Below are 19,194 nucleotides of genomic sequence, written 5' to 3'. Positions count from 1 at the left end.
AAAATTAAACTTTCGGTAAAGGATAATCGGCATGAAAAAGAAAGACCTACGCAATCAAATGACGCCTCCTAAATTTCTGGCGATCGGTTTCGCATCGATCACACTGATCGGAACTTTTCTGCTTAAGCTCCCTATCGCTACCGCCGACGGGACTTCGACTCCGCTGGTAGATGCTCTCTTCACGGCGGTGTCAGCCATCAGCGTGACGGGGTTAACCGTCGTGGATACGGGCACCCACTGGTCGATGTTTGGACAAATTGTCATGCTTATGCTGGTTCAGCTTGGCGGCTTGGGGTTTATGACCTCGGCTACCTGGATTGCATTGATGTTCAACCGCAGAATCTCGCTCCGGGAGCGGATGATCCTTCAGGAAGCGATGGGACAATACCAAATACAAGGCATCGTGGATCTCATCCGAAGAGTGCTGGTCTACACGCTGATCATAGAAGGCGCGGGCGCCTTGCTGCTGACGCTCAGGTTCTCTGCCATCATGCCGCTTTCCGATGCGGCATACTTCGGCATATTCCAGAGCATCTCCATCTTCAACAATGCAGGCTTTGATCTCTTTGGCCAAATTCACGGCCCCTTCTCAGGGTTTGCCACCTATGTAGCGGATCCTTTTGTCAATATCATCGTGATGTTCCTGATTTTCCTTGGAGGCATCGGCTTCATCGTTATCTTTGATCTCATCGAGTATCCGAAATGCAAAAAGCTTTCGCTTCATTCCAAGGTTGTCTTGACGGTGACGTCCCTGTTAATCGTGATCGGGGCCGTCATGATCTTTATCCTGGAGCACAGCAATCCCAAAACCTTGGGGCCTCTTTCGTATCCGGTAAAGATCATGGCTTCCATATTCCAATCGATCACTCCCCGTTCGGGAGGCGTCAGCACCCTGGACATTGCGAGTCTGGAGCAATCGTCCCAGTTCTTCATGATTCTCCTGATGTTCATCGGGGCAGCCCCCGGATCGACCGGAGGCGGCATCAAGGTGACTACCTTTGCCGTGCTGATCGGTGCCGTCGTCACGATGATTCAGGGAAAACGCGATGTGGTGCTCTATCGCAACCGCATCTCCCAAGCCCTGGTTTACCGCTCCATCACGCTGACGATTCTATCGCTGCTGCTATTGGTAGGCGCCTCGATGTTCCTGTCCGTTACGGAATCAGGCGAATTCTTAAGGATTCTGTTCGAAGCCGTATCCGCCTTCGGCACGGCCGGGTTATCCATGGGTCTGACCACCGAACTCTCCGGGGTTGGCAAGGTTACCATTGCCATGCTCATGTTCCTCGGCCGGCTGGGACCGCTAACGCTTGCCTACGCGCTTAGCCGCAAGAATAACAAGGAGCTGTATCGCCATCCCGAAGGACGAATCACAATAGGATAAGCTATCCGGCCCGCTCATTGCCGCATGTAAACAAACCGTACGCCTCCATCTAAGAGAGGTGTACGGTTTGTTTCTTAAATACGTTTCTTTAGTCCGCCTCTGATTCCCCGAATTCGCTGGCATCAATGGCTGCATCCAGCAAATCGTCAAACAGCTCGTCATCGTTTTCGATCCGTTCGTCTATCTGGAGAAACTGCTCCTCGATTCCCGGCTCGCCGGCAAAGTTCAGACTGTAATCCCAATCCCGGCCGTTCTTGCTCAGGAAGGTGATCTCGTAGGATGAGGCATGTCCATCTATAGAAAATACGGTATATCCCACGAATTGATCGGCATCATCCCGCTTCATATCCGCACGCTCGATTCGGACTTGTGACACGTTTTCACGCTCCTTCGTTACGTTGTAAAGCACTCACAAGACTCAGTATATCACTTTTCTTGATCGCTGATTATGGTTTTTCTTATACAGCTCGATCTAGTATAATATGGGGTGTTACATTATTAATTGCATTGGAGGGTTCCAAATGTCCGATTTCAATACATACCTGGACAAATATGCCGAGTTGGCCGTAAAGGTTGGAGTCAACATACAGGAAGGGCAAACGCTGGTGGTCCATGCTCCTGTCGATTCCGCCGAGTTTACCCGCTTGATCGCTAAGAAGGCATACGAAGCGGGGGCCCGCCTCGTTAAGATCCTGTGGACCGACGAAACGATAACAAGGCTTCAATTCGAAAAAGCTGCGGATGACGTATTTACCGAAGCGCCAAAATGGTATGCCGGAGAAATGACGGAGCTGGTCGAGAACGGGGCAGCCGTTCTGCACGTGCTGGCCGAGAACCCCGATCTGCTCAGCGGCATCGATTCCGAGCGCATCGGAAACTTCTACAAGGCGCGGGGCGAAGCATTGAAGCAATACCGTGCCTATCAGCAGTCCGACAAGTTCAGCTGGTGCCTGGTCGCAGTTCCTTCGGCCGCGTGGGCCGCGAAGGTATTCCCGGATGTTCCGGAATCCGAGCAGGTCGGCAAATTGTGGGATGCGATTTTCCACACCGTACGTGTGGACCAGGAGAACCCGGTAGAGGCCTGGAACCAACATCTCGAAGTGCTTGAAGCCAAATCCTCCGTGCTGAACGCCAAGAAATACAAGAAGCTCCACTATGTTGCGCCGGGAACCGATCTTACCATCGAGCTGCCGGAAGGGCACATTTGGGCACAAGGCGACAGCATCAACGAACGAGGACACTCCTTCGTGGCTAACATGCCGACCGAGGAAGTCTTTACCGCTCCGCTCAAAACAGGCGTCAACGGGACCGTACATAGTACGAAGCCATTGAGTTATGCCGGTAACATCATAAACAACTTCTCCCTTACTTTTGCAGAAGGCAAGGTGGTCAGCTTCACGGCGGAGCAAGGGTATGAGACTTTGGAGCGTCTCCTGAACATGGATGAAGGTGCACGGTACCTTGGTGAAGTGGCGCTTGTGCCGCATCAATCCCCGATCTCGGAGTCGAACATCCTGTATTACAACACGTTGTTTGACGAGAATGCCTCCAACCACCTGGCGCTCGGCAGCGCTTATGCTTTCTGTCTCGAGGGCGGCAAGGACATGAATCAGGAGCAGCTGATTCAGAGCGGCCTCAATACGAGCGTAACCCATGTCGACTTCATGATCGGCTCCGGCGACATGGATATTTACGGCGTTACGGCAGATGGCAAGGAAGAACCCGTATTCCTGAAAGGAAACTGGGCATTTTAAGAATAAGATGCAGCATTAAGCAGCTATTTCTCGCGAAGTAGCTGCTTTCTTTTAACTTTTTCGGACTTTAATTGACCCGAGGTTGATTTACAAACTTAAAAATTGTGCGATAATCTAAACAACGCTTGAAGTTGCTATGAGGCAGCATATAAGAAATGGAGGGTCTGTCATGTCCAGCTTTGAACAAAAATTGGAACGCTATGCGGAGCTAGCAGTCAAGGTCGGCGCCAACGTGCAGCCGGGACAAACGCTGGTGGTTAACGCCATGATTGATGCGGCGCCGCTGGTGCGCCTGATCGTGAAGAAAGCCTACGAAACGGGTGCCAAGCAAGTGAAAGTGAATTACAGTGACGAAATCGTGAATCGGATTCGGTACGATCTGGCGCCCGACGAAGTTTTTTTGGAACCGCCGACTTATTACGCAGAGGAAGTAACCGAACTTGCCGAACAAGGAGCCGCTTTCTTGACGATCCTCTCCTCGAACCCCGACCTGTTAAAAGGAGTCGATCCCGAGCGTATATCCAATTATCAACGTACATATGGCGCAGCCATGTCGAAATACCGGCAATACCAGCAGGCCGACAAAATGAGCTGGACCGGCATAGCGTACGCTTCCCCCGATTGGGCCGCCAAGGTGTTTCCTGACGTTCCTGCCGGCCAACAGGTGGACAAAATGTGGGACGCGATTTTCCACGCGGTTCGCGCGGACCTGGAAGATCCTATTGGGGCGTGGGAGGAGCATATCCATACCCTTCAACGCAAATCGGATGAACTCAATGCCAAGAAATATCACAAGCTCCGGTTCACTTCACCTGGAACGGATCTGACAATCGAGCTGCCGGAGGGTCATATATGGGCCCAGGCGGGCAGCCACAACGAAAAAGGCGAGCGCTTCGTTGCCAACATCCCGACGGAGGAAGTATTCACCGCCCCTCTCAAAACCGGCGTCAACGGCACCGTACGCAGCACGAAGCCTTTGAGCTACGGCGGCAACATCATCGACAATTTCTCGATTACGTTCGAGAACGGGCGCATCGTCGATTTTTCCGCCGAACAAGGCCAGGATACTTTAACCCGACTGATCTCCATGGACGAAGGGTCGCATTATCTGGGCGAGGTGGCTCTTGTCCCCCACCGCTCCCCGATCTCGGAAAGCGGCATCCTGTATTACAACACGCTGTTTGATGAAAATGCCTCCTGTCACCTGGCTATCGGGAGCGCATATGCCTTCAACCTAGAAGGCGGCAAGACCATGACGTCCGAACAGCTCCAGGCAAGCGGCCTGAACACCAGCATTACCCACGTCGACTTCATGATGGGCTCCAAGGAGCTTCAGATTACGGGTATCACGCATGATGGCAAGGAAGAGCCGGTCTTCATCGATGGTAACTGGGCATAATCGCCATATTTCCCGTTACCATGACTAGCAACCCAACATTCGATTAAGAACGATCGACAGGGCAGCCTGATTCTCAGAGGCTGCCCTGTTTTTATCTGGTCCATCCCCGCCCTTTCTCTTGCCGAGTCAATCCCAGATTCGATTAATACCCATTGATGGCCGAGCATATGATGAAGAGATGGGCGCAGCTCATTGGCTTGCCGATAACAGAGGCGAAAAGCGGGCCCCATACCATGAATTCCATAGGATAAGCCGGGATGCCTCCGGTCTCCAGAGTCGGCTGTTACTAGAATTTGTAGGGCTTTTTTACCCGATATGTTGTAAAATGATGAGAGAAATAGGATGGTTACACCAGAGAGGGGATTATCGCGTGTCCAACCGATTACAGCTCCTCCTTGCAGCAGATTTCGCTGATCTGAGCGAACCTATTCAGGAAGAAATCTATTATGAATTTTATGACCTCGTTTATGGGCAAATACTGTATGTCGTACGGGATCATGCTGCTGTTGAGGATATCATTCAGGAGTCCTTTATCAAAGTGATCACAAGCAAGCCGAAGTTCGAAACGGAAAGCAAGATGCGGGGCTGGCTCCGTGTCGTCGCGAAAAACTCAACCATGAATTATTTAAGAAAAAATAAAAAATACCGTAACCAAGTGGATGTCGATAGTGTTTTTATTAATGAAGAGGACGTGGTAGTTTCTTCCACGAACGTCGAACACCAGGTGGAATCGAATTTGCTGGAGGAATCGATCGGGCAGTACCTCGACCAGTTGAAGCCTGAATACAAGCTATTGATTGAGTATCGTTGGAAGCACAGCCTGACCTATAGGGAAATCGCGGAGCTGTTGAATACTCGCGAAGAGATCGTGAAGCAGCGTTTGTTCCGGGCCAGGGAATCCGTTAAGAAAATGCTGTATAGAGAGTGGGGTGAATTGGATGAGCAACGAAAAATACGATGATTGGTTTGACGAGGCCTTTGATGAAGCCTTTGATCGTGCAGCTTCACGTTCCTCACTCCCTACGGACAACGAATCCAAGCGACAATCCTGGCAGCAAGTCAAGCTGCAGGTCGAGAAACTTAACAATCGGAAACAGCGACGCCGCAGATTTCAGTTGGCCGGTATAATTGCAGCTTCCATGGCATTCGGGGCATTCGTGTTCTCCCAGCCTACCGTCACGCAAGCCGTATCGCCGATTTATCAGCAAATCGTGGATTGGGGCAACGGCATTACGGGCCAGATATTCGGCAAGAAAGAGCCCGTCGATCCCAGCAAGGCCCTTACTGCGCCTCCGCCGGATATAAGCCCTGTCCCAGATAACGCCGACCAAGTACCGCCCGCTGAATTGGTGGAAACCGAAGACGTTCCCTTTACGGATTCCGACGAATCCTTAATCGAATCGCAAAAGCGCGTATTATTCAAGATCCCTGAAATCGGCTATATTCCGCCTGGCTTTGAGTTCTATGAGGCGACGGGAATCGCGGAAAGCGAGAGCGCGCCGATCCTGGATCTTCATCTTCACTACAAGAATGCGGATGAAAAGGTATTCTATATCGATTTAATCGACATGACGGCAGAACGGTCCATCGGCCTTGGAGGAAAGGTTACCGAGACGCTGAAGCTGAAATCCGGAGCCGTAGCCTACCTGACTGAAACCAACCTCCGCTTTTTGCATGACAATGACAAAATATTGGTGAATATTAGCGGATTGTTCTCTAGAGAAGAATTCATTAAAATCGCCAACAGCATACACTAGGACCATACCTGCACACACAAAGAAGGACACTTGCATAAAGTGTCCTTCTTTGTGATAACCTATTGAAATTACTGTTCTACTAATATCGAGTTCGTATAATAAGTGCCTTCCTCATATGTACCGTTCTCATTAATCCAATGAATGGTTTTGCCACGGTAATAGTAGCCTGCCTGAACGTTGAAATTTTTGGTGCCGCTAAGCGAAAGCTTGTTGGTTCCGTTTTCATATGCACTGCCAGCATCCACCCAAGCCGACCCTGTCCAGCGCTGTAGAACATAATTAATGCCGATGCTGTCTACGGCTTGTCCAGCGCCGGTAAATCCGTTGATGCTCACTTGGGTGCCGCTTGCCTTGCTAATCGTAGAATAGTAGTTGATCAAATATTTATTCGCTAAGAGGCTGATGGAAGAATTCAAATTCATTTCAACCGGAGGCGGAGTCGTCAAAGCACCGGGTGCAATGTCTGCAGCGGAGTCCGCGTAAGCCCCTCCTGCCAAGGATAAACTTAATAAAACACTGACTGCAAGTGCTGAAGCTATACGTTTTGGACTGCGTACTTTCGACATAATATCACCTTTCTTTCAATATGATAGGAACATCCATATTTTAACACGTCGTGTTAGCGTAAAAGTTTCTATTTTTTCACGGTTTGATATAATTTTTGAAACTTTTCTGCAAATAAAAAGAAGCAGCGACATTTAATGTCGCTGCTTCTTCTAATATCCAGTTTACGCGCCCGCTTCTTCCTGTATCAGCTGCTGCTCTTGCCTGATCAGGCGTATCCGGGAGATGCGTTTATTCTCCGTCTCCTCGATCACAAAGCGACAGTCTTCGTATATAACAGACTGGCCTTTGTGCGGAAGCAGCACCTCAAGGCGCGCAGACAGCCATCCACCGATGGTATCGTAATCTTCTGTATCCACATTCAGACCAAATTGGTCATTGATTTCATCGATCAGCATCAATCCATCAATGGAGTATTCATCCTCCCCCACCTTTTTCAATGCCTGGACGCTCTTCGTCAAACTCGTCTTGAATTTCACCGACGATTTCTTCCATAATATCCTCCAGGGTCACGAGTCCCGAGGTCCCGCCGTATTCATCGATAAGAATGGCGATTTGCGTCTTGCTCCGCTGCATTCTTCGCAGCAGTTCGCTGATCTTGATTGACTCAGGAACAGCAATGATCGGGCGAATCAGGGAAAGCTGGTCGCCAACGAAGCCGCGCATCAGATCTTTAATGTGAATAAAGCCAATGATATGATCCTTGTCTTCGTCGCAGATCGGATAACGGGTTCGCATGCCCTCGCTTGCAATCTTCAGATTTTCTTCCAATGAAAGATTGTTGTATAAGCAGATCATTTCTGTACGGGGGATCATGATCTCCCTTGCCGTTGTATCGGCAAATTCAAAAATGTTGTCTACCAGTGTCATCTCCGTGCTATCCATCAATCCGCTCTCGCTGCTCTCTTTCATCATATCCCGCAGTTCTTCCTCGGTATGGACATTGCGTTCAACCACCGGCTTCATCCGGAATATGCGAAGAACGTTATTGGAAAGCCCATTGGCAAACCAGATAAACGGGAACATGATGGTGTAAAATACCCGCAGCGGGCCTGCGGACAGCAGCGTGATTTGTTCCGCCTTGCGTACGGCCACCGTCTTAGGCGCTAATGCACCGAATACGATATGCATAAGTGCGATCAAGATGAAGGCTAATACCAAGGACACCGCATGAACGGCTGTGTTGCTCCATCCTATTCCGTTGAACCAAGGCGTAATCATGGCGGAAATCGTTCTCTCGCCGATCCAGCCAAGGCCGATGGACACGATGGTAATCCCAAACTGGCAAGCGGATATATATCCGTCCAGGTTCTTCAGTATGTTCTGCGCAAATTGTGCACGTCTATGTCCTTCTTCAACCAAAGCGTCAATCCGGCTGCTCTTCACTTTAACAAAAGCCAATTCAGCCGATACAAAAAATCCGTTTAATAGGACGAGAATCAATACCAAGGTTAAACTTATCAAACTCGGTAAGGGGTCACTCAATCGATCTCCTACCCGCCATACAGCATGCTATGACGAATAGGAACACCTCCTTCGGTTATTAAAAATGTGTGGTGCCATCAAGCATAACAGCGTGTTCGGACTACGCATCAACTTCCCAATGGTCTCATCTCCTTGTCTTATTCCGACTTATTCAAGCTATATAAGTAATTATATAGTACTACGATACACAGTCAAACGTTGTCTTATGACATTAATCATCGTTGTTATGAGCTTTAATTTGATTCTCAGCCGTTAACACTCGTTTTCCGATGAATTGAACGATTCTATGAATAAACATTCATAATGTTAAAATAATACTATGCGGCCGCGCGGAGTGTCGTTAGAAAAACGCATGCCATTGAATATTCTGCCAAGGCCAAATGAAATAACCTCCGTTTCACATCGGTGTAAACGAAGGTTATTGGGGCATTCGCAAAAATAGATTTATCTTGCCGTTGGAGGCGGATTGCCGATCACGCCCGGATATTGGTAATTGAGCGGCTCGTCAAACACGACATAGTCCAGGTTCACCATCAGCAGGATGATCCGGCGCCCTGTCGTCCGTTCGCTGATGACGATATGATCGCGACCGGCGGCTTCGATAATGCCCGTGAACACCTTGGCATTCCATTGCGAATTGTTTTCATACGTCATGTAAAACGTTGCCTGCTTCCCAAGGTTCAATCGAAGGATATTCTCCACGTAAGATTGTTCGAATTGCGGCGGTGCCGGAACAACGGTGCCTCCCGGCGTCATTGGACTTCCGCTGGGCACCTGCGGTGGAACGTTTGCCGTGTAACCAGCGGTCCCGCGGTTCGGCACTCCCGGATAACGGACTCCATTCATGAAGTTCACAGGCGGCACACCTTGATTGTACATAAGTAATTTCCTCCTTTAATTTATAACTCCCGCCTAAGCGGTTGTATAACATGAATCAAAAAACGGACGGGCAATCGGCATATGTCGGGGTGAAGAAGCAGTGTGCCTTGAATCGGCCTGTGTTCTGCTGATTGTACCAGGTTGCCGGGCAGTCCCCTGCCGGGCGGAAAAACCATAGCGCGTTGCTAGCCGGCCATATGCGTTCCCCATTAATGACCCTTTGGGCTAGCTGACGATCCCGATCCCTGGCCCGTTGATAAAAATAGCCTTTCTGTGTTGCTTCAAAACCACCCGGGCTCTGAAATACCATATCGTTCATGTTGCGGATGTTTCGAAAATCCAGGCAGTTACCCAGTATCCGGTTCACCCCGACATTCCCTACCATGAGCATGCCCTGCTCACCTTCGCCTTCTGCCTCTGCGCGGATCAATCTTGCCAGAAGATCCACATCATTCGAATTCGCTTTGATGACTGCCACAGAGTTCCCCTCGCTTCCTTAAGATCACTTTGTATCGTATGTGCATTCGCCCAGAAATGTGCCTGGATACGAAAAAAAAGTTCCTTACCGCGTCCGTCGCGGTAAAGAACTTTGGTCTCCTGCTATCATGCCTTACTTCGCTTTAGGATGGTTGTATACATAACGGAACGTATACTCCCCCGAACCCGCTTGAATCACAACACCCGCTTCGCCATCGACTGCCGAATGGATCCCCTTCGCTTCGTTTAGAGGGACCGTGCTGCCTTCCTTAACGTTTGAAACGTCAAAAACACCAGGCAGGCAAATTTCAGCAGTCGTATTAGGCGGAATGCACACTTCCAGCTGAAACTCGCCATCATCTTCCATCCGCCAGCATGACCGGACGGTTCCATACATCGTATCGATTTTGCCTTCCGCCCATGTCAGGCCTTCGCCCGGTACAGGCGCAAACCGGATATGTTTATAACCCGGCGCATCCTCCACGGTCTGTATGCCGGCAACCGAACGATACAGCCATTCGCCGATGGCTCCGTATGCATAATGATTGAATGAATTCATGTCGCGGCTCCAGAAGCTGCCGTCTTCCTTGATGCCGTCCCAATGCTCCCATATCGTCGTGGCGCCTTTCGTCACCGGATACAGCCATGAAGGATAGTCCTGCTGCAGCAGGAGCTTATACGCCGCATCGTGCATGCCGTGCCGGCTTAACACATGATTAATATAAGGCGTGCCCACAAAACCGGTCGTTAAATGAAACCGGCTCTCCTCCAGCAATGCATAAAGACGATCCGCCGCGCGTTTTTCCGCCGCCTCATCCAGCAGCCCGAACATAAGCGCAAGCACGTGCGCGGTCTGCGTCGACGCCGCAAGCCTTCCGGACGGGGTCACGAATTCGTTACGGAATGCAGCGACAACCTTTTCTTTAAGCTCGGCATACAGGGCAGCATCTTGTTCTCGTCCCAATACGACCGCGGTTTTCCTAAGCAGTTCCACCGAATAACCATAAAACGCCGAAGCGATAAAGTCCCGTTCCGTAGCACCCACATAGTCCCCGGATTTCGCATCCAGTCCCAGCCAATCGCCGAAATGGAAGCCGGTATTCCACAGATATTCATGCTCCCCTTGAGCTTGAATGTAGGAGACCCAGCGCTTCATGCTCTCATATTGACGCTCCAATATCCGTCGATCGCCAAAATTGACGTACACCGTCCACGGGCAAATGACCGCTGCATCTCCCCATGCGGCCGAAGCATAGGCTTCATCGCCGAGCACATGCGGAACAACGAACGGAACCGCTCCGTCATCGCGCTGTTCCGCGGCCAGGTCCGACAGCCATTTCGTGAAGAAAGGCGCCACGTTGGCAAGATAGGCCGCCGTCCCGATGAACATCTGCGCATCGCCGGTCCAGCCAAGCCGCTCGTCACGCTGCGGGCAATCCGTGGGCACGTCGAGGAAATTCCCCTTCAGTCCCCATCGAATGTTGCTCTGCAATTGATTCACCATGGGATCCGAACATTGAAAAGTTCCGGTTTCTTCGAAATCCGAATGGAGCACGACCGCTTCGAAATGCCGGAGGTCCAGCTGCTCTTCCGTGAAACCGTCTAAACGAACATATCGGAAGCCTTGGAACGTAAAATGAGGTTCATGGATTTCGTTCCCGCCGCCTTTTAACGTGTATTGAATCGTTTGTTTAGCGGTTCGGAGATTCTCCGTATAAAAGTTACCTTCGGCATCCAGGATTTCCGCATGCTGCAGCGTCACCGTTGTGCCCTCCGCACCGGACACGCTAAATCGGACCCAGCCTACCAAATTCTGCCCGAAGTCGATGACGGTTTCACCTTTGGGCGTGGTCAGAAATTCCACGGGCCGCACCGTTTGAACGGCTCTCACGGGCTCGTTGATCTGGGACTTCAGCTTGTCGTAACCTTGGTCGATCGTTTCCACGCCATGCCAATCATCGGAGCTATAACCTGCCGTACTGTAGCCTTCCAGTTCGAGGCGCGCATCATAGGTTTCGCCATGATAGAGCTCCGACATGGCGATCGGGCCTTTGGCCGACTGCCAGCTTGAATCGGTTGCCATCACTTCTTCGCTGCCGTCAGCATACGTGATATGCAGCTCCAGCAGAAGCGCTAATCGATCTCCATAAATCGCGTGACGATCCTCCCAGCCCAGCTGTCCCTTGTACCAACCGTTACCGAGCCAAGCGCCGATCGCGTTTTGGCCAGATTTCAGCATCTCGGTCACGTCATAGGTCTGCGTCTGAATCGTATGATCGTAACTCGTCCAGCCTGGCGTGAAATAACAGTCTCCCACTCTCTGTCCGTTAAGCTCAAGTTCATAAAGGCCCAGCGCCGTAACATATATTCTTGCTTTCGTGATGGGCGACTTTAAGCTGAAGCTCTTGCGGAGCAGCGGGAGGTGACCGGCTTCAACAGGCAGCAAGGATCGTGGTGCAGATATCCATTGTCCGACCCATGGCTCCCCTTCCAGTTTTCCTGTCTCCCAGTAGGCCGTGTCGGACCATTCCGTCAATTCCCCGGCTTGGTTCCAGGCACGCACGCGATAGAAATAGCGCTTACATGATGTTACGCTCAGCCCCGTTAATTCCACGTGAACCGACTGCGACGAGGCTGTTTTCCCTGATGTCCAGCAGGGCTTGGCAAATTCCTTCTCGTTGGAAACCTCAATCTCATAAGCGGTTTGGCTGACGGCTCTTTCGTCCGAGGCCAACCTCCAACTGATGCGCGGCTTTCGCTCTCCGATACCTATCGGTTGATGAAGATATTCGCATCGTACATCCGTTACGCTGAACATGCTCATTCCTCCGTTCACTTCAAGAAGGCTGCTTCAACAATCCGTTTGAATTAGCCGCTTGGCTTGATATACGCTTTCATTTCTGTGTCTGTTTCAACTATTATTATAAGTGAACCTCCAAGCAAGATGATGGGGATAACAGACAATTCAATGCGGTAAAACGGACATCCGTCCTCGATCAATGAAAAGGAGCAAACAGGATGAAACGACCGATGGAAACCTATTACGGAGATTATTTTTTCCGGGATGACACCCTGATGTATGTAAATCGTAACGCGGAGAATTTTACGGGGTCTTACCATAACCATGATTTTCTGGAAATTGCGTATATTGCTGAGGGAGAAGGCTTCCATCACATGGAGAACTCGGTGCAGCGGGTTCGCAAAGGTCATATGTTCTATATACCGCTCGGAATGCCTCACGTATTCCGGCCTACCTCTTCGAACGGGAAGCCGCTCATCGTGAACAATTGCATATTCTCCGTCAATCTCCTGCCGAAACTGATTGCCTTTGCTTCCGATTCGAGGACAGCCTCCTTATTGAAACAGATGGAAGACGGCTCGCTTGGGTACCGCGCCATTACGGATCGGCATGACCGTTTCGAGAAGCTGTTCGTCTCCCTCTATGAACAATATGCCATGCAGATCAGCGGCTCAGCCGTCTATTTGCATACGCTGCTGCTACAGCTGATCATTGAGTTCAGCCGGGCCATCGAGCATTCGCAGCCTATCACCTCGGAGCATTCGCATCCCTCTTTTCATGATGTCCTTCAATACGTGGAGGGACAATACATGCATGAGCTCACGCTGACGCGTCTTGCGCAGATCAGCGGCTTCAGCGAACGCCATCTTCAGCGATTGTTTCGCAGATATACCGGCCAGAGCTGGCATCATTATCTGCAGACCGTACGCATTCGAATGAGCCGCGAGCTGCTGCGAACCACGACAGACAAAGTCAGTATGATCGCCGAAAAAGTCGGTTACAAGGACATGCATTCCTTCAACTCGGTATTCAAGCGAAGCACGGGACTCACGCCGGGTCAATATCGCTCCGAAACGCAGCATCATGGATAATTGACCGGATTCTCCAGCAAATATAATAAAAGCATGATGATCCTTATATAACTCGGATATCATGCTTTTGTACATGCACGATTATTCGCTGACCCTTATCTGATATCCTGGACACTATCACGTTCCTATTCCCCCAGCTCTTTCTCCAGAAGCACTTCATCCTCCCGCTTATAACCTGATTTCTCATATGCTGCGATGGCATGGCGATTATCATGACCAGTAAGCACCTTAACCGTGCTCACCCCGCGCGCGAATAATTGTTCCTCCAGAAAAACGAGCAGCATTCCTGCCAGACCCTGCCTTCTTGCCCGCTCCTGAATGTACATTTCCGTTATCTCGCCGACAAGCTCCCGGTAACAAAAGGACTTAAATGATTGGGCGCAGGCAAATCCTACAGGATCATCGCCTAAATAAGCGATGGCCACGATCTCATCCGCTTGTTCCAAACTATATTTAATTTCCTCCAGCTGCATCCTAACCCCATTAAACTCCTCGTTTAATCGGTCCAGTACGGATGCATCCGTAGGAGATGCTAAGCGAATAAATTTCACTTTTTCCATATCATATTTCCCCCCAGTTCAAGATTTGGTCCATGTTCGATCTTCACCCCCAAGTATACCACCTTTATCCAGCCATCTCTCATTGCTCCCATACCAAAAAAAGGCCCTGCTGATTAAACAGCAAGGACCTTTCACTTCAAACAAATTAAACGGTTGTAACCGAGAACATCAAACCGCAATATATCAGCGCAACGGCGCCTAACCCGCTTAACAGCCCGACGGCTGCTGCCCGGTTCCTGCGAAATACGTTCACGACATTCCAGAGGAGACCAAGCCCAAGGCACAGGCAGAGTATCCCGATCCAGCTCCACGTAAAGGCCAATTCACCGATCGTAAACCCGGGATGGAACCAGACAAACGTTGCTGCAGGGCCATATGACGCCAATGTATCCACGACCTCGTGCGGCGCAGGCTGCTGGTTCATGTAGCCGGTGACGATATAAATCAGCCCGATCAGGATTCCCTCGCTTCGTGCCCATGCCGCAGGTCGATAGCTTGTATCCCTGCGCAGCTTGCGCTTGACGAGATAACCGTTAACGAACGCGAACACCAGCAGCGGCAGAATGAGAATATGCTTGACCAGCAGGGCCTGACCGTAGGACAGCGTCCAGCTGTTTACGGGTTCCGGCGTCACGGCTGTCATCAGGAACAGACCCGATCCGACGACAAGGATGACGCAGGCGATGGCTAATGGATGGAACCATCGGAGAAACGCACTCCAGCGATCATGTTCCGTGCTGAACCATCCTGTAAGCAGCAGCGTTCCCGTCCATATGGCCATCGCCGTGAAATGGGCGAAGAAAGCAAGCTGTCCAACGCCATCGAACAGGGATGCAGCGTGGTTGAACGAAGACATGGCAACGGCAATGCCCAACAGAACAGCGGGCATAAGCCAGCGTAAGGGAGAGCCGGGCTTCCGGCGGACGATCAGGGTCAGTACCGCCAATAGGATCGAAAGAACCAGTATCCAGGCATAACGCTCGCCCTCGCTGAATTTGAACATGATGCTGTTAAAGGACTGCCAGAATCCGATATCATCCTTGAAGAACATGATGATTTGCAGCAGCGGCACAAAGCCGAATAGGATGATGGCTGCCCCCGCCGCTGGGCCGAGCCAGGCCGGTACCGAAATGTCCGGCTTATAAGCCTTCGGTACCAGGGACAACACCGTGATCCCGGCCAGAATGGCGTATGCTAAATATAAAAACGGCTCGCTTAACCAATAATAAGACATTACTTTCTCTTCCGGGATGCTTTAATTCCAAAGTATCCTGCGACAACGGCCACGATGACGATAATCACGATCCACACGGTCGACCCGTTTCCTTCGGATGTGTCATTAGCCGGCGTATTCTCCGCCTGCTGATTCGTATCCGTCGACGGATCTGCGTTGTCTGCGGCTGTATCATCCGCCGTTGCTGTTTCATCCGGTGTACTTCCTGTATCCGCAGGCGTTTCTTCGGTGTCGGCAGAAGTCTCCGGAGCAGCTTCCCCTTCCGGTGCATCGACTTCGAAAGCATACGTTCCGTCAACGGGATGTCCATCTCCGCCAACGATCTTCCATTCCACCGTGTAAGAACCGGATGGAAGCGGTGCTGCCAGCGTTCCAGCCATAGTGTTCTGGCTAACCTTGACTTCCGATACTTCAACCTCTTCGCCTTGCGCATTCTTCACCTTGAGGGTGCTTAAATTTTCATCGATATTTTCATTGAATGACAGATTGACTTCCTTCACGCTTTCCGTGATCTTGGCGTCTGCCGCGGGCGTACTGGATTCCAGCTTGGAATGCGCCCACGTTGCTGTCGGGAACACCAGTACAAGCAGCAGACCCAAGGTCAGCAGAACCGAAGTTTTCACATGTTTCAACATGCCTATCTCCTCCAAACCATTTATCTTAAATTTGAATCTTCCCCATCATAACAAAGACGTTCTCTCAATGCTAATGAGTATATTGTGAACAATGATCCTATCCTATTTTACACAAAAAAGGGAACGCCGCACAGATTGCGGCGTTCCCGTTATAGTTCACGGATCCGGTTCTACTATCCTCTCTCGTACCAATAGCCAGGTATCCCTTTGGTCAGTCGCAGCAAGGCCTCGAGATAATAATAATCCCCCCAGATCATGTAATCGTCCGGTCCCATCCCGCCTCTGACATAATAGGAACCATGCTTGATCAAGCCTTCCTCGGCAGCTTCACCGATAGTGGAATAACGGTTTACAAGGGAGATCATGGACTTCTCGACGGCGTCTGTCAATAGCCCTTTATTGCCATCTTCCTCTTCCAGGTGCTCCAAGATCTCCAGCATCCCGCATGCGGCGATGGCGGAAGCGGAACTGTCGCGAGGCGTACCCGCTTCGATCGGAACGTCAAAATCCCAATAGGCGACATGGTCTTCCGGCAAATGCTCGATAAAATAGCGGGCAGCTCGCACGGCGGTATCCAAATACTTCGGATCACGGGTATAACGGTAGGAAAGCGCAAATCCGTAGACTGCCCATGCTTGCCCGCGCGTCCAGGTGGAGCCGTCGTGATATCCTTGGTGCGTCCCACCGCCGATGGGCTTCCCGTCCGACGGCTGGAAGTAGAAGGTATGGTACGAAGAATCATCCCCTCGCATTAAATAACGGCGGCTCTTCTCCGCGTGCGCGACGGCCACGCGTTTGTAGCGTTCGTCGCCTGTTTGGTCATACGCCCAATACAGCAGCGGTATGTTCATCATGCAGTCGATGATAATGCGGCCGCCGTTCTTCTCGTCGCCCTTCCGGCCCCAGGCCTGAATATACTGGCCTTCTTCCCGCCAGCGCAGCATCAGATGGTCGGCTGCTTTTAGGGCCAGCTGTTTGCCCTCTTCATGTTCATCCACGATCCACGCGGCCAATGCGGAGGGCAGGTACAGAAATCCGATATCATGATGATCCAGATGCCGCTTCTCCTCCAGCCGCGCCTTGTAATCCTCCAATTGAGCGATTGCCGTATCCTTAAACAGCGGATCCTTCGTATATTCATAACACAGCCAGATCATTCCGGTGTAGAAGCCTTCAATCCAGTCATTGCTTTCTCCCCACTCGTATCGCTTCTCCGCCGTGATGTGAGGGAATTTCATCGGAAATAAACCGATGTTCCTCTTGGTCTTTTCAACCGCATCCATGATGGCCTGTTCCCACATGGTTCACATACCTCCTATTCTTTGATGGCGCCGATCATGACGCCCTTCACGAAATATTTCTGCAAGAACGGATACAGAAACAAGATCGGCAGCGTCGCCACCATAATCGTCGCATACTTAATCGTTTCGCCAACCGGCATCCGATCTCCCCCTCCTACCGAGGTCATCATGCTGCTGGTATCGTTCTGGATCAGAATCTCGCGCAGGATCAACTGCAGCGGAAACAAGTCCCGGTCCCTTAAATAGATGAGGGCATCAAACCATTTATTCCAATGCCACACCCCGTAAAAGAGCACCATGACCGCAATGACCGGCAGCGATAACGGGATGATGATCCGGAACAGAATGGTCCAGTCGGTGGCTCCGTCGATCCGCGCGGATTCCTCGAGCGCATCGGGTACCCCTTGAAATGCCGTTCGCATAATAATCAAGTTCCATGTCGTCATGGCGCTTGGAATAATCAATGCCCAGTACGTATCAAGCAGACCCATATTTTTCACGAGCAGGTATTTCGGGATGAGCCCGCCGTCAAAAAACATCGTCATCACGATCAGCATCATGATGGCGCCTTTCCACATCACGTTTTTCCTGGATAAACCATAGGCTCCGAGAGCCGTCATGAGAATGTTCAGCGTCGTGCCGACGACTACATAAAATATCGTGTTGAGGTAACTTCGGATGATATTCGGGTTCTCGAATACCATACGATAGGAGTCCAGCGAGAAGCCCTTGGGCCACAGCAGGATGCCCCGGTGCTGAACGAATTCGGCTGGCGTGCTGATCGAAGCAAACAATACGTAGAGAAACGGATATAACGTTATGATCGATAACAAACACAATAGAATGACATTCGCAGAATCAAACAGGACTTCACTGACCGATCTAGTAGTTCGCATGAGATCCCCCTCTCTACCACAGCTTCGTGTCGGTAAACCGCTTGCTGAGATAATTGGCTCCAATGAGCAGCGCAAAGTTAATAAAGGAATTGAACATGCCGACAGCGGCGCTGAAGCTGTAGCTTGCTTCCAGTATTCCCTTGCGGTAGACATAAGTCCCGATCACGTCTGCCGTCTCGTAGATGACCGGGTTGTACATGATCAGGATCTTCTCATCCTGCAGCGCCATAAAGGAACCGATCCGCAAGATAAGCAGAATGATCACGGTCGGTAGGATGCCAGGGAGCGTTATTTGAAGCATCTGCTTCCAGCGGCCGGCACCGTCCACTTTCGCCGCCTCATACAGGGACGGATCAATATTGGAAATCGCCGCCAGATAAATGATGGAGCCCCAACCAATCCCCTGCCAGATAGCGGACGAGGTATAGATGGTGCGGAACCATTCCGGCAGCCGCATGAACGAAATCGGCTTGCCGCCGAAGTAGGTGATGATATGGTTGATCAGGCCGTCCACCGCCAAAAAATCAACCAGCATCCCGACAACAACGACAACGGAAATGAAATGGGGAATATACGTAATGGATTGTACGGTCCGCTTAAAGATCCGATGTCGCACCTCGTTCAGCATCAAGGCCAGCACGATGGAGGCGGGAAATACGAAGATAAGATCGTACGCGCCGAGGATAATGGTATTGGAAACGACCCGCTCAAAGAAAAATCCGTTAAAAAAATCGCTGAAATGTTGAAAGCCGACCCATGGGCTATTCCAGATGCCGAGCCCTGCGGAGAAGTTCTTGAACGCAATCTGCAGGCCGTATAACGGTCCGTAATGAAACACGGCATAAAACGCCACAACCGGCAGCAGCATCAGGTAGATCGTGGAATTCCGGCGAAAGTCCTTCGCTGCTCTTGCGCTGAAGCTCTCGGATTTGCTCTGTATCGTCATGCGTTTTGTTTCTTCCTTTAGCTGCACCGTAT

Annotated in this window: 17 protein-coding genes and 1 pseudogene; 6 read left to right on the top strand and 12 right to left on the bottom strand. The window is 50.8% G+C overall.

Annotated elements, in window-relative coordinates:
- Positions 1–31: 31 nt before the first annotated feature.
- Positions 32–1,384, top strand: a complete 1,353-nt coding sequence (locus tag P0X86_RS13380) for a TrkH family potassium uptake protein (protein WP_192572296.1) — start codon at positions 32–34, stop codon at positions 1,382–1,384.
- 88 nt (positions 1,385–1,472) lie between these two features.
- Here P0X86_RS13380 and P0X86_RS13375 read toward each other — a convergent pair whose 3' ends face one another.
- Positions 1,473–1,760 carry a hypothetical protein gene (locus P0X86_RS13375; protein WP_009589418.1) on the bottom strand — a complete coding sequence of 96 codons (288 nt, stop codon included), beginning with the start codon at positions 1,758–1,760 and terminating at the stop codon, positions 1,473–1,475.
- A gap of 145 nt (positions 1,761–1,905) precedes the next feature.
- Between P0X86_RS13375 and P0X86_RS13370 the strand changes: the two genes are divergently transcribed.
- From P0X86_RS13370 to P0X86_RS13355, 4 genes are all read left to right on the top strand, one after another.
- Positions 1,906–3,138, top strand: a complete 1,233-nt coding sequence (locus tag P0X86_RS13370; protein ID WP_036665303.1) for an aminopeptidase — start codon at positions 1,906–1,908, stop codon at positions 3,136–3,138.
- 169 nt (positions 3,139–3,307) lie between these two features.
- Positions 3,308–4,537, top strand: coding sequence for an aminopeptidase (locus P0X86_RS13365; RefSeq protein WP_277748646.1), 1,230 nt, complete (start codon positions 3,308–3,310; stop codon positions 4,535–4,537).
- 370 nt (positions 4,538–4,907) lie between these two features.
- Entirely contained in the window at positions 4,908–5,498 is a 591-nt protein-coding gene (locus P0X86_RS13360) for an RNA polymerase sigma factor (RefSeq protein WP_036665307.1), read from the top strand.
- Entirely contained in the window at positions 5,476–6,294 is an 819-nt protein-coding gene (locus tag P0X86_RS13355) for a DUF4367 domain-containing protein (protein WP_192572299.1), read from the top strand. Before P0X86_RS13360 ends, P0X86_RS13355 begins: the two co-directional genes overlap by 23 nt.
- Before the next feature lie 68 nt (positions 6,295–6,362).
- On the opposite strand, the gene P0X86_RS13350 is transcribed toward P0X86_RS13355, so the two are convergent.
- From P0X86_RS13350 to P0X86_RS13330, 5 genes and pseudogenes are all read right to left on the bottom strand, one after another.
- The gene (locus P0X86_RS13350) at positions 6,363–6,860 is read right to left on the bottom strand and encodes a hypothetical protein (protein WP_009589388.1); all 498 of its coding nucleotides are present in this window, start codon (positions 6,858–6,860) and stop codon (positions 6,363–6,365) included.
- A gap of 162 nt (positions 6,861–7,022) precedes the next feature.
- Positions 7,023–8,343: pseudogene (locus P0X86_RS13345) on the bottom strand (hemolysin family protein).
- Positions 8,344–8,787: 444 nt separating this feature from the next.
- A complete protein-coding gene (gerQ, locus tag P0X86_RS13340; protein ID WP_374705876.1) occupies positions 8,788–9,189 on the bottom strand; it encodes a spore coat protein GerQ in 402 nt (133 codons plus the stop codon).
- An 88-nt stretch (positions 9,190–9,277) separates the two neighbouring features.
- Positions 9,278–9,700, bottom strand: coding sequence for a cell wall hydrolase (locus P0X86_RS13335; protein WP_009589484.1), 423 nt, complete (start codon positions 9,698–9,700; stop codon positions 9,278–9,280).
- Positions 9,701–9,832: 132 nt separating this feature from the next.
- Positions 9,833–12,517: a glycoside hydrolase family 78 protein gene (locus tag P0X86_RS13330; protein ID WP_277748645.1), complete on the bottom strand. Its 2,685-nt coding sequence runs from the start codon at positions 12,515–12,517 to the stop codon at positions 9,833–9,835.
- Between the two features lie 200 nt (positions 12,518–12,717).
- Between P0X86_RS13330 and P0X86_RS13325 the strand changes: the two genes are divergently transcribed.
- A complete protein-coding gene (locus tag P0X86_RS13325) occupies positions 12,718–13,590 on the top strand; it encodes an AraC family transcriptional regulator (RefSeq protein ID WP_277748644.1) in 873 nt (290 codons plus the stop codon).
- Between the two features lie 125 nt (positions 13,591–13,715).
- Here P0X86_RS13325 and P0X86_RS13320 read toward each other — a convergent pair whose 3' ends face one another.
- From P0X86_RS13320 to P0X86_RS13295, 6 genes are all read right to left on the bottom strand, one after another.
- Positions 13,716–14,150 carry a GNAT family N-acetyltransferase gene (locus P0X86_RS13320; protein ID WP_277748643.1) on the bottom strand — a complete coding sequence of 145 codons (435 nt, stop codon included), beginning with the start codon at positions 14,148–14,150 and terminating at the stop codon, positions 13,716–13,718.
- 145 nt (positions 14,151–14,295) lie between these two features.
- The gene (locus P0X86_RS13315) at positions 14,296–15,384 is read right to left on the bottom strand and encodes a copper resistance D family protein (protein WP_277748642.1); all 1,089 of its coding nucleotides are present in this window, start codon (positions 15,382–15,384) and stop codon (positions 14,296–14,298) included.
- The gene (locus P0X86_RS13310) at positions 15,384–16,019 is read right to left on the bottom strand and encodes a copper resistance CopC family protein (RefSeq protein WP_277748641.1); all 636 of its coding nucleotides are present in this window, start codon (positions 16,017–16,019) and stop codon (positions 15,384–15,386) included. Before P0X86_RS13310 ends, P0X86_RS13315 begins: the two co-directional genes overlap by 1 nt.
- Positions 16,020–16,192: 173 nt before the next feature.
- On the bottom strand, positions 16,193–17,320 hold the full coding sequence (locus P0X86_RS13305; protein WP_277748640.1) for a glycoside hydrolase family 88 protein: 1,128 nt from the start codon (positions 17,318–17,320) through the stop codon (positions 16,193–16,195).
- A 14-nt stretch (positions 17,321–17,334) separates the two neighbouring features.
- Entirely contained in the window at positions 17,335–18,216 is an 882-nt protein-coding gene (locus P0X86_RS13300; RefSeq protein WP_036665327.1) for a carbohydrate ABC transporter permease, read from the bottom strand.
- A gap of 13 nt (positions 18,217–18,229) precedes the next feature.
- A complete protein-coding gene (locus P0X86_RS13295) occupies positions 18,230–19,189 on the bottom strand; it encodes an ABC transporter permease (RefSeq protein WP_277748639.1) in 960 nt (319 codons plus the stop codon).
- Positions 19,190–19,194: the final 5 nt, after the last annotated feature.

The organism is Paenibacillus sp. BR1-192, from assembly GCF_029542445.1.
Taxonomy (GTDB): domain Bacteria; phylum Bacillota; class Bacilli; order Paenibacillales; family Paenibacillaceae; genus Paenibacillus_AQ; species Paenibacillus_AQ lautus_A.
This window is presented reverse-complemented; position numbering and strand designations above follow the sequence as displayed.

Excerpts from the sequence above, each read along its gene's own strand:
- P0X86_RS13365 (WP_277748646.1), top strand. The coding sequence starts at position 3,308 with ATGTCCAGCTTTGAACAAAAATTGGAACGCTATGCGGAGCTAGCAGTC.
- P0X86_RS13325 (WP_277748644.1), top strand. The coding sequence starts at position 12,718 with ATGAAACGACCGATGGAAACCTATTACGGAGATTATTTTTTCCGGGAT.
- P0X86_RS13350 (WP_009589388.1), bottom strand. The coding sequence starts at position 6,860 with ATGTCGAAAGTACGCAGTCCAAAACGTATAGCTTCAGCACTTGCAGTC.
- P0X86_RS13370 (WP_036665303.1), top strand. The coding sequence starts at position 1,906 with ATGTCCGATTTCAATACATACCTGGACAAATATGCCGAGTTGGCCGTA.
- P0X86_RS13305 (WP_277748640.1), bottom strand. The coding sequence starts at position 17,320 with ATGTGGGAACAGGCCATCATGGATGCGGTTGAAAAGACCAAGAGGAAC.
- gerQ (WP_374705876.1), bottom strand. The coding sequence starts at position 9,189 with ATGAATGGAGTCCGTTATCCGGGAGTGCCGAACCGCGGGACCGCTGGT.
- P0X86_RS13310 (WP_277748641.1), bottom strand. The coding sequence starts at position 16,019 with ATGTTGAAACATGTGAAAACTTCGGTTCTGCTGACCTTGGGTCTGCTG.
- P0X86_RS13320 (WP_277748643.1), bottom strand. The coding sequence starts at position 14,150 with ATGGAAAAAGTGAAATTTATTCGCTTAGCATCTCCTACGGATGCATCC.
- P0X86_RS13355 (WP_192572299.1), top strand. The coding sequence starts at position 5,476 with ATGAGCAACGAAAAATACGATGATTGGTTTGACGAGGCCTTTGATGAA.
- P0X86_RS13315 (WP_277748642.1), bottom strand. The coding sequence starts at position 15,384 with ATGTCTTATTATTGGTTAAGCGAGCCGTTTTTATATTTAGCATACGCC.
- P0X86_RS13300 (WP_036665327.1), bottom strand. The coding sequence starts at position 18,216 with ATGCGAACTACTAGATCGGTCAGTGAAGTCCTGTTTGATTCTGCGAAT.
- P0X86_RS13380 (WP_192572296.1), top strand. The coding sequence starts at position 32 with ATGAAAAAGAAAGACCTACGCAATCAAATGACGCCTCCTAAATTTCTG.
- P0X86_RS13330 (WP_277748645.1), bottom strand. The coding sequence starts at position 12,517 with ATGTTCAGCGTAACGGATGTACGATGCGAATATCTTCATCAACCGATA.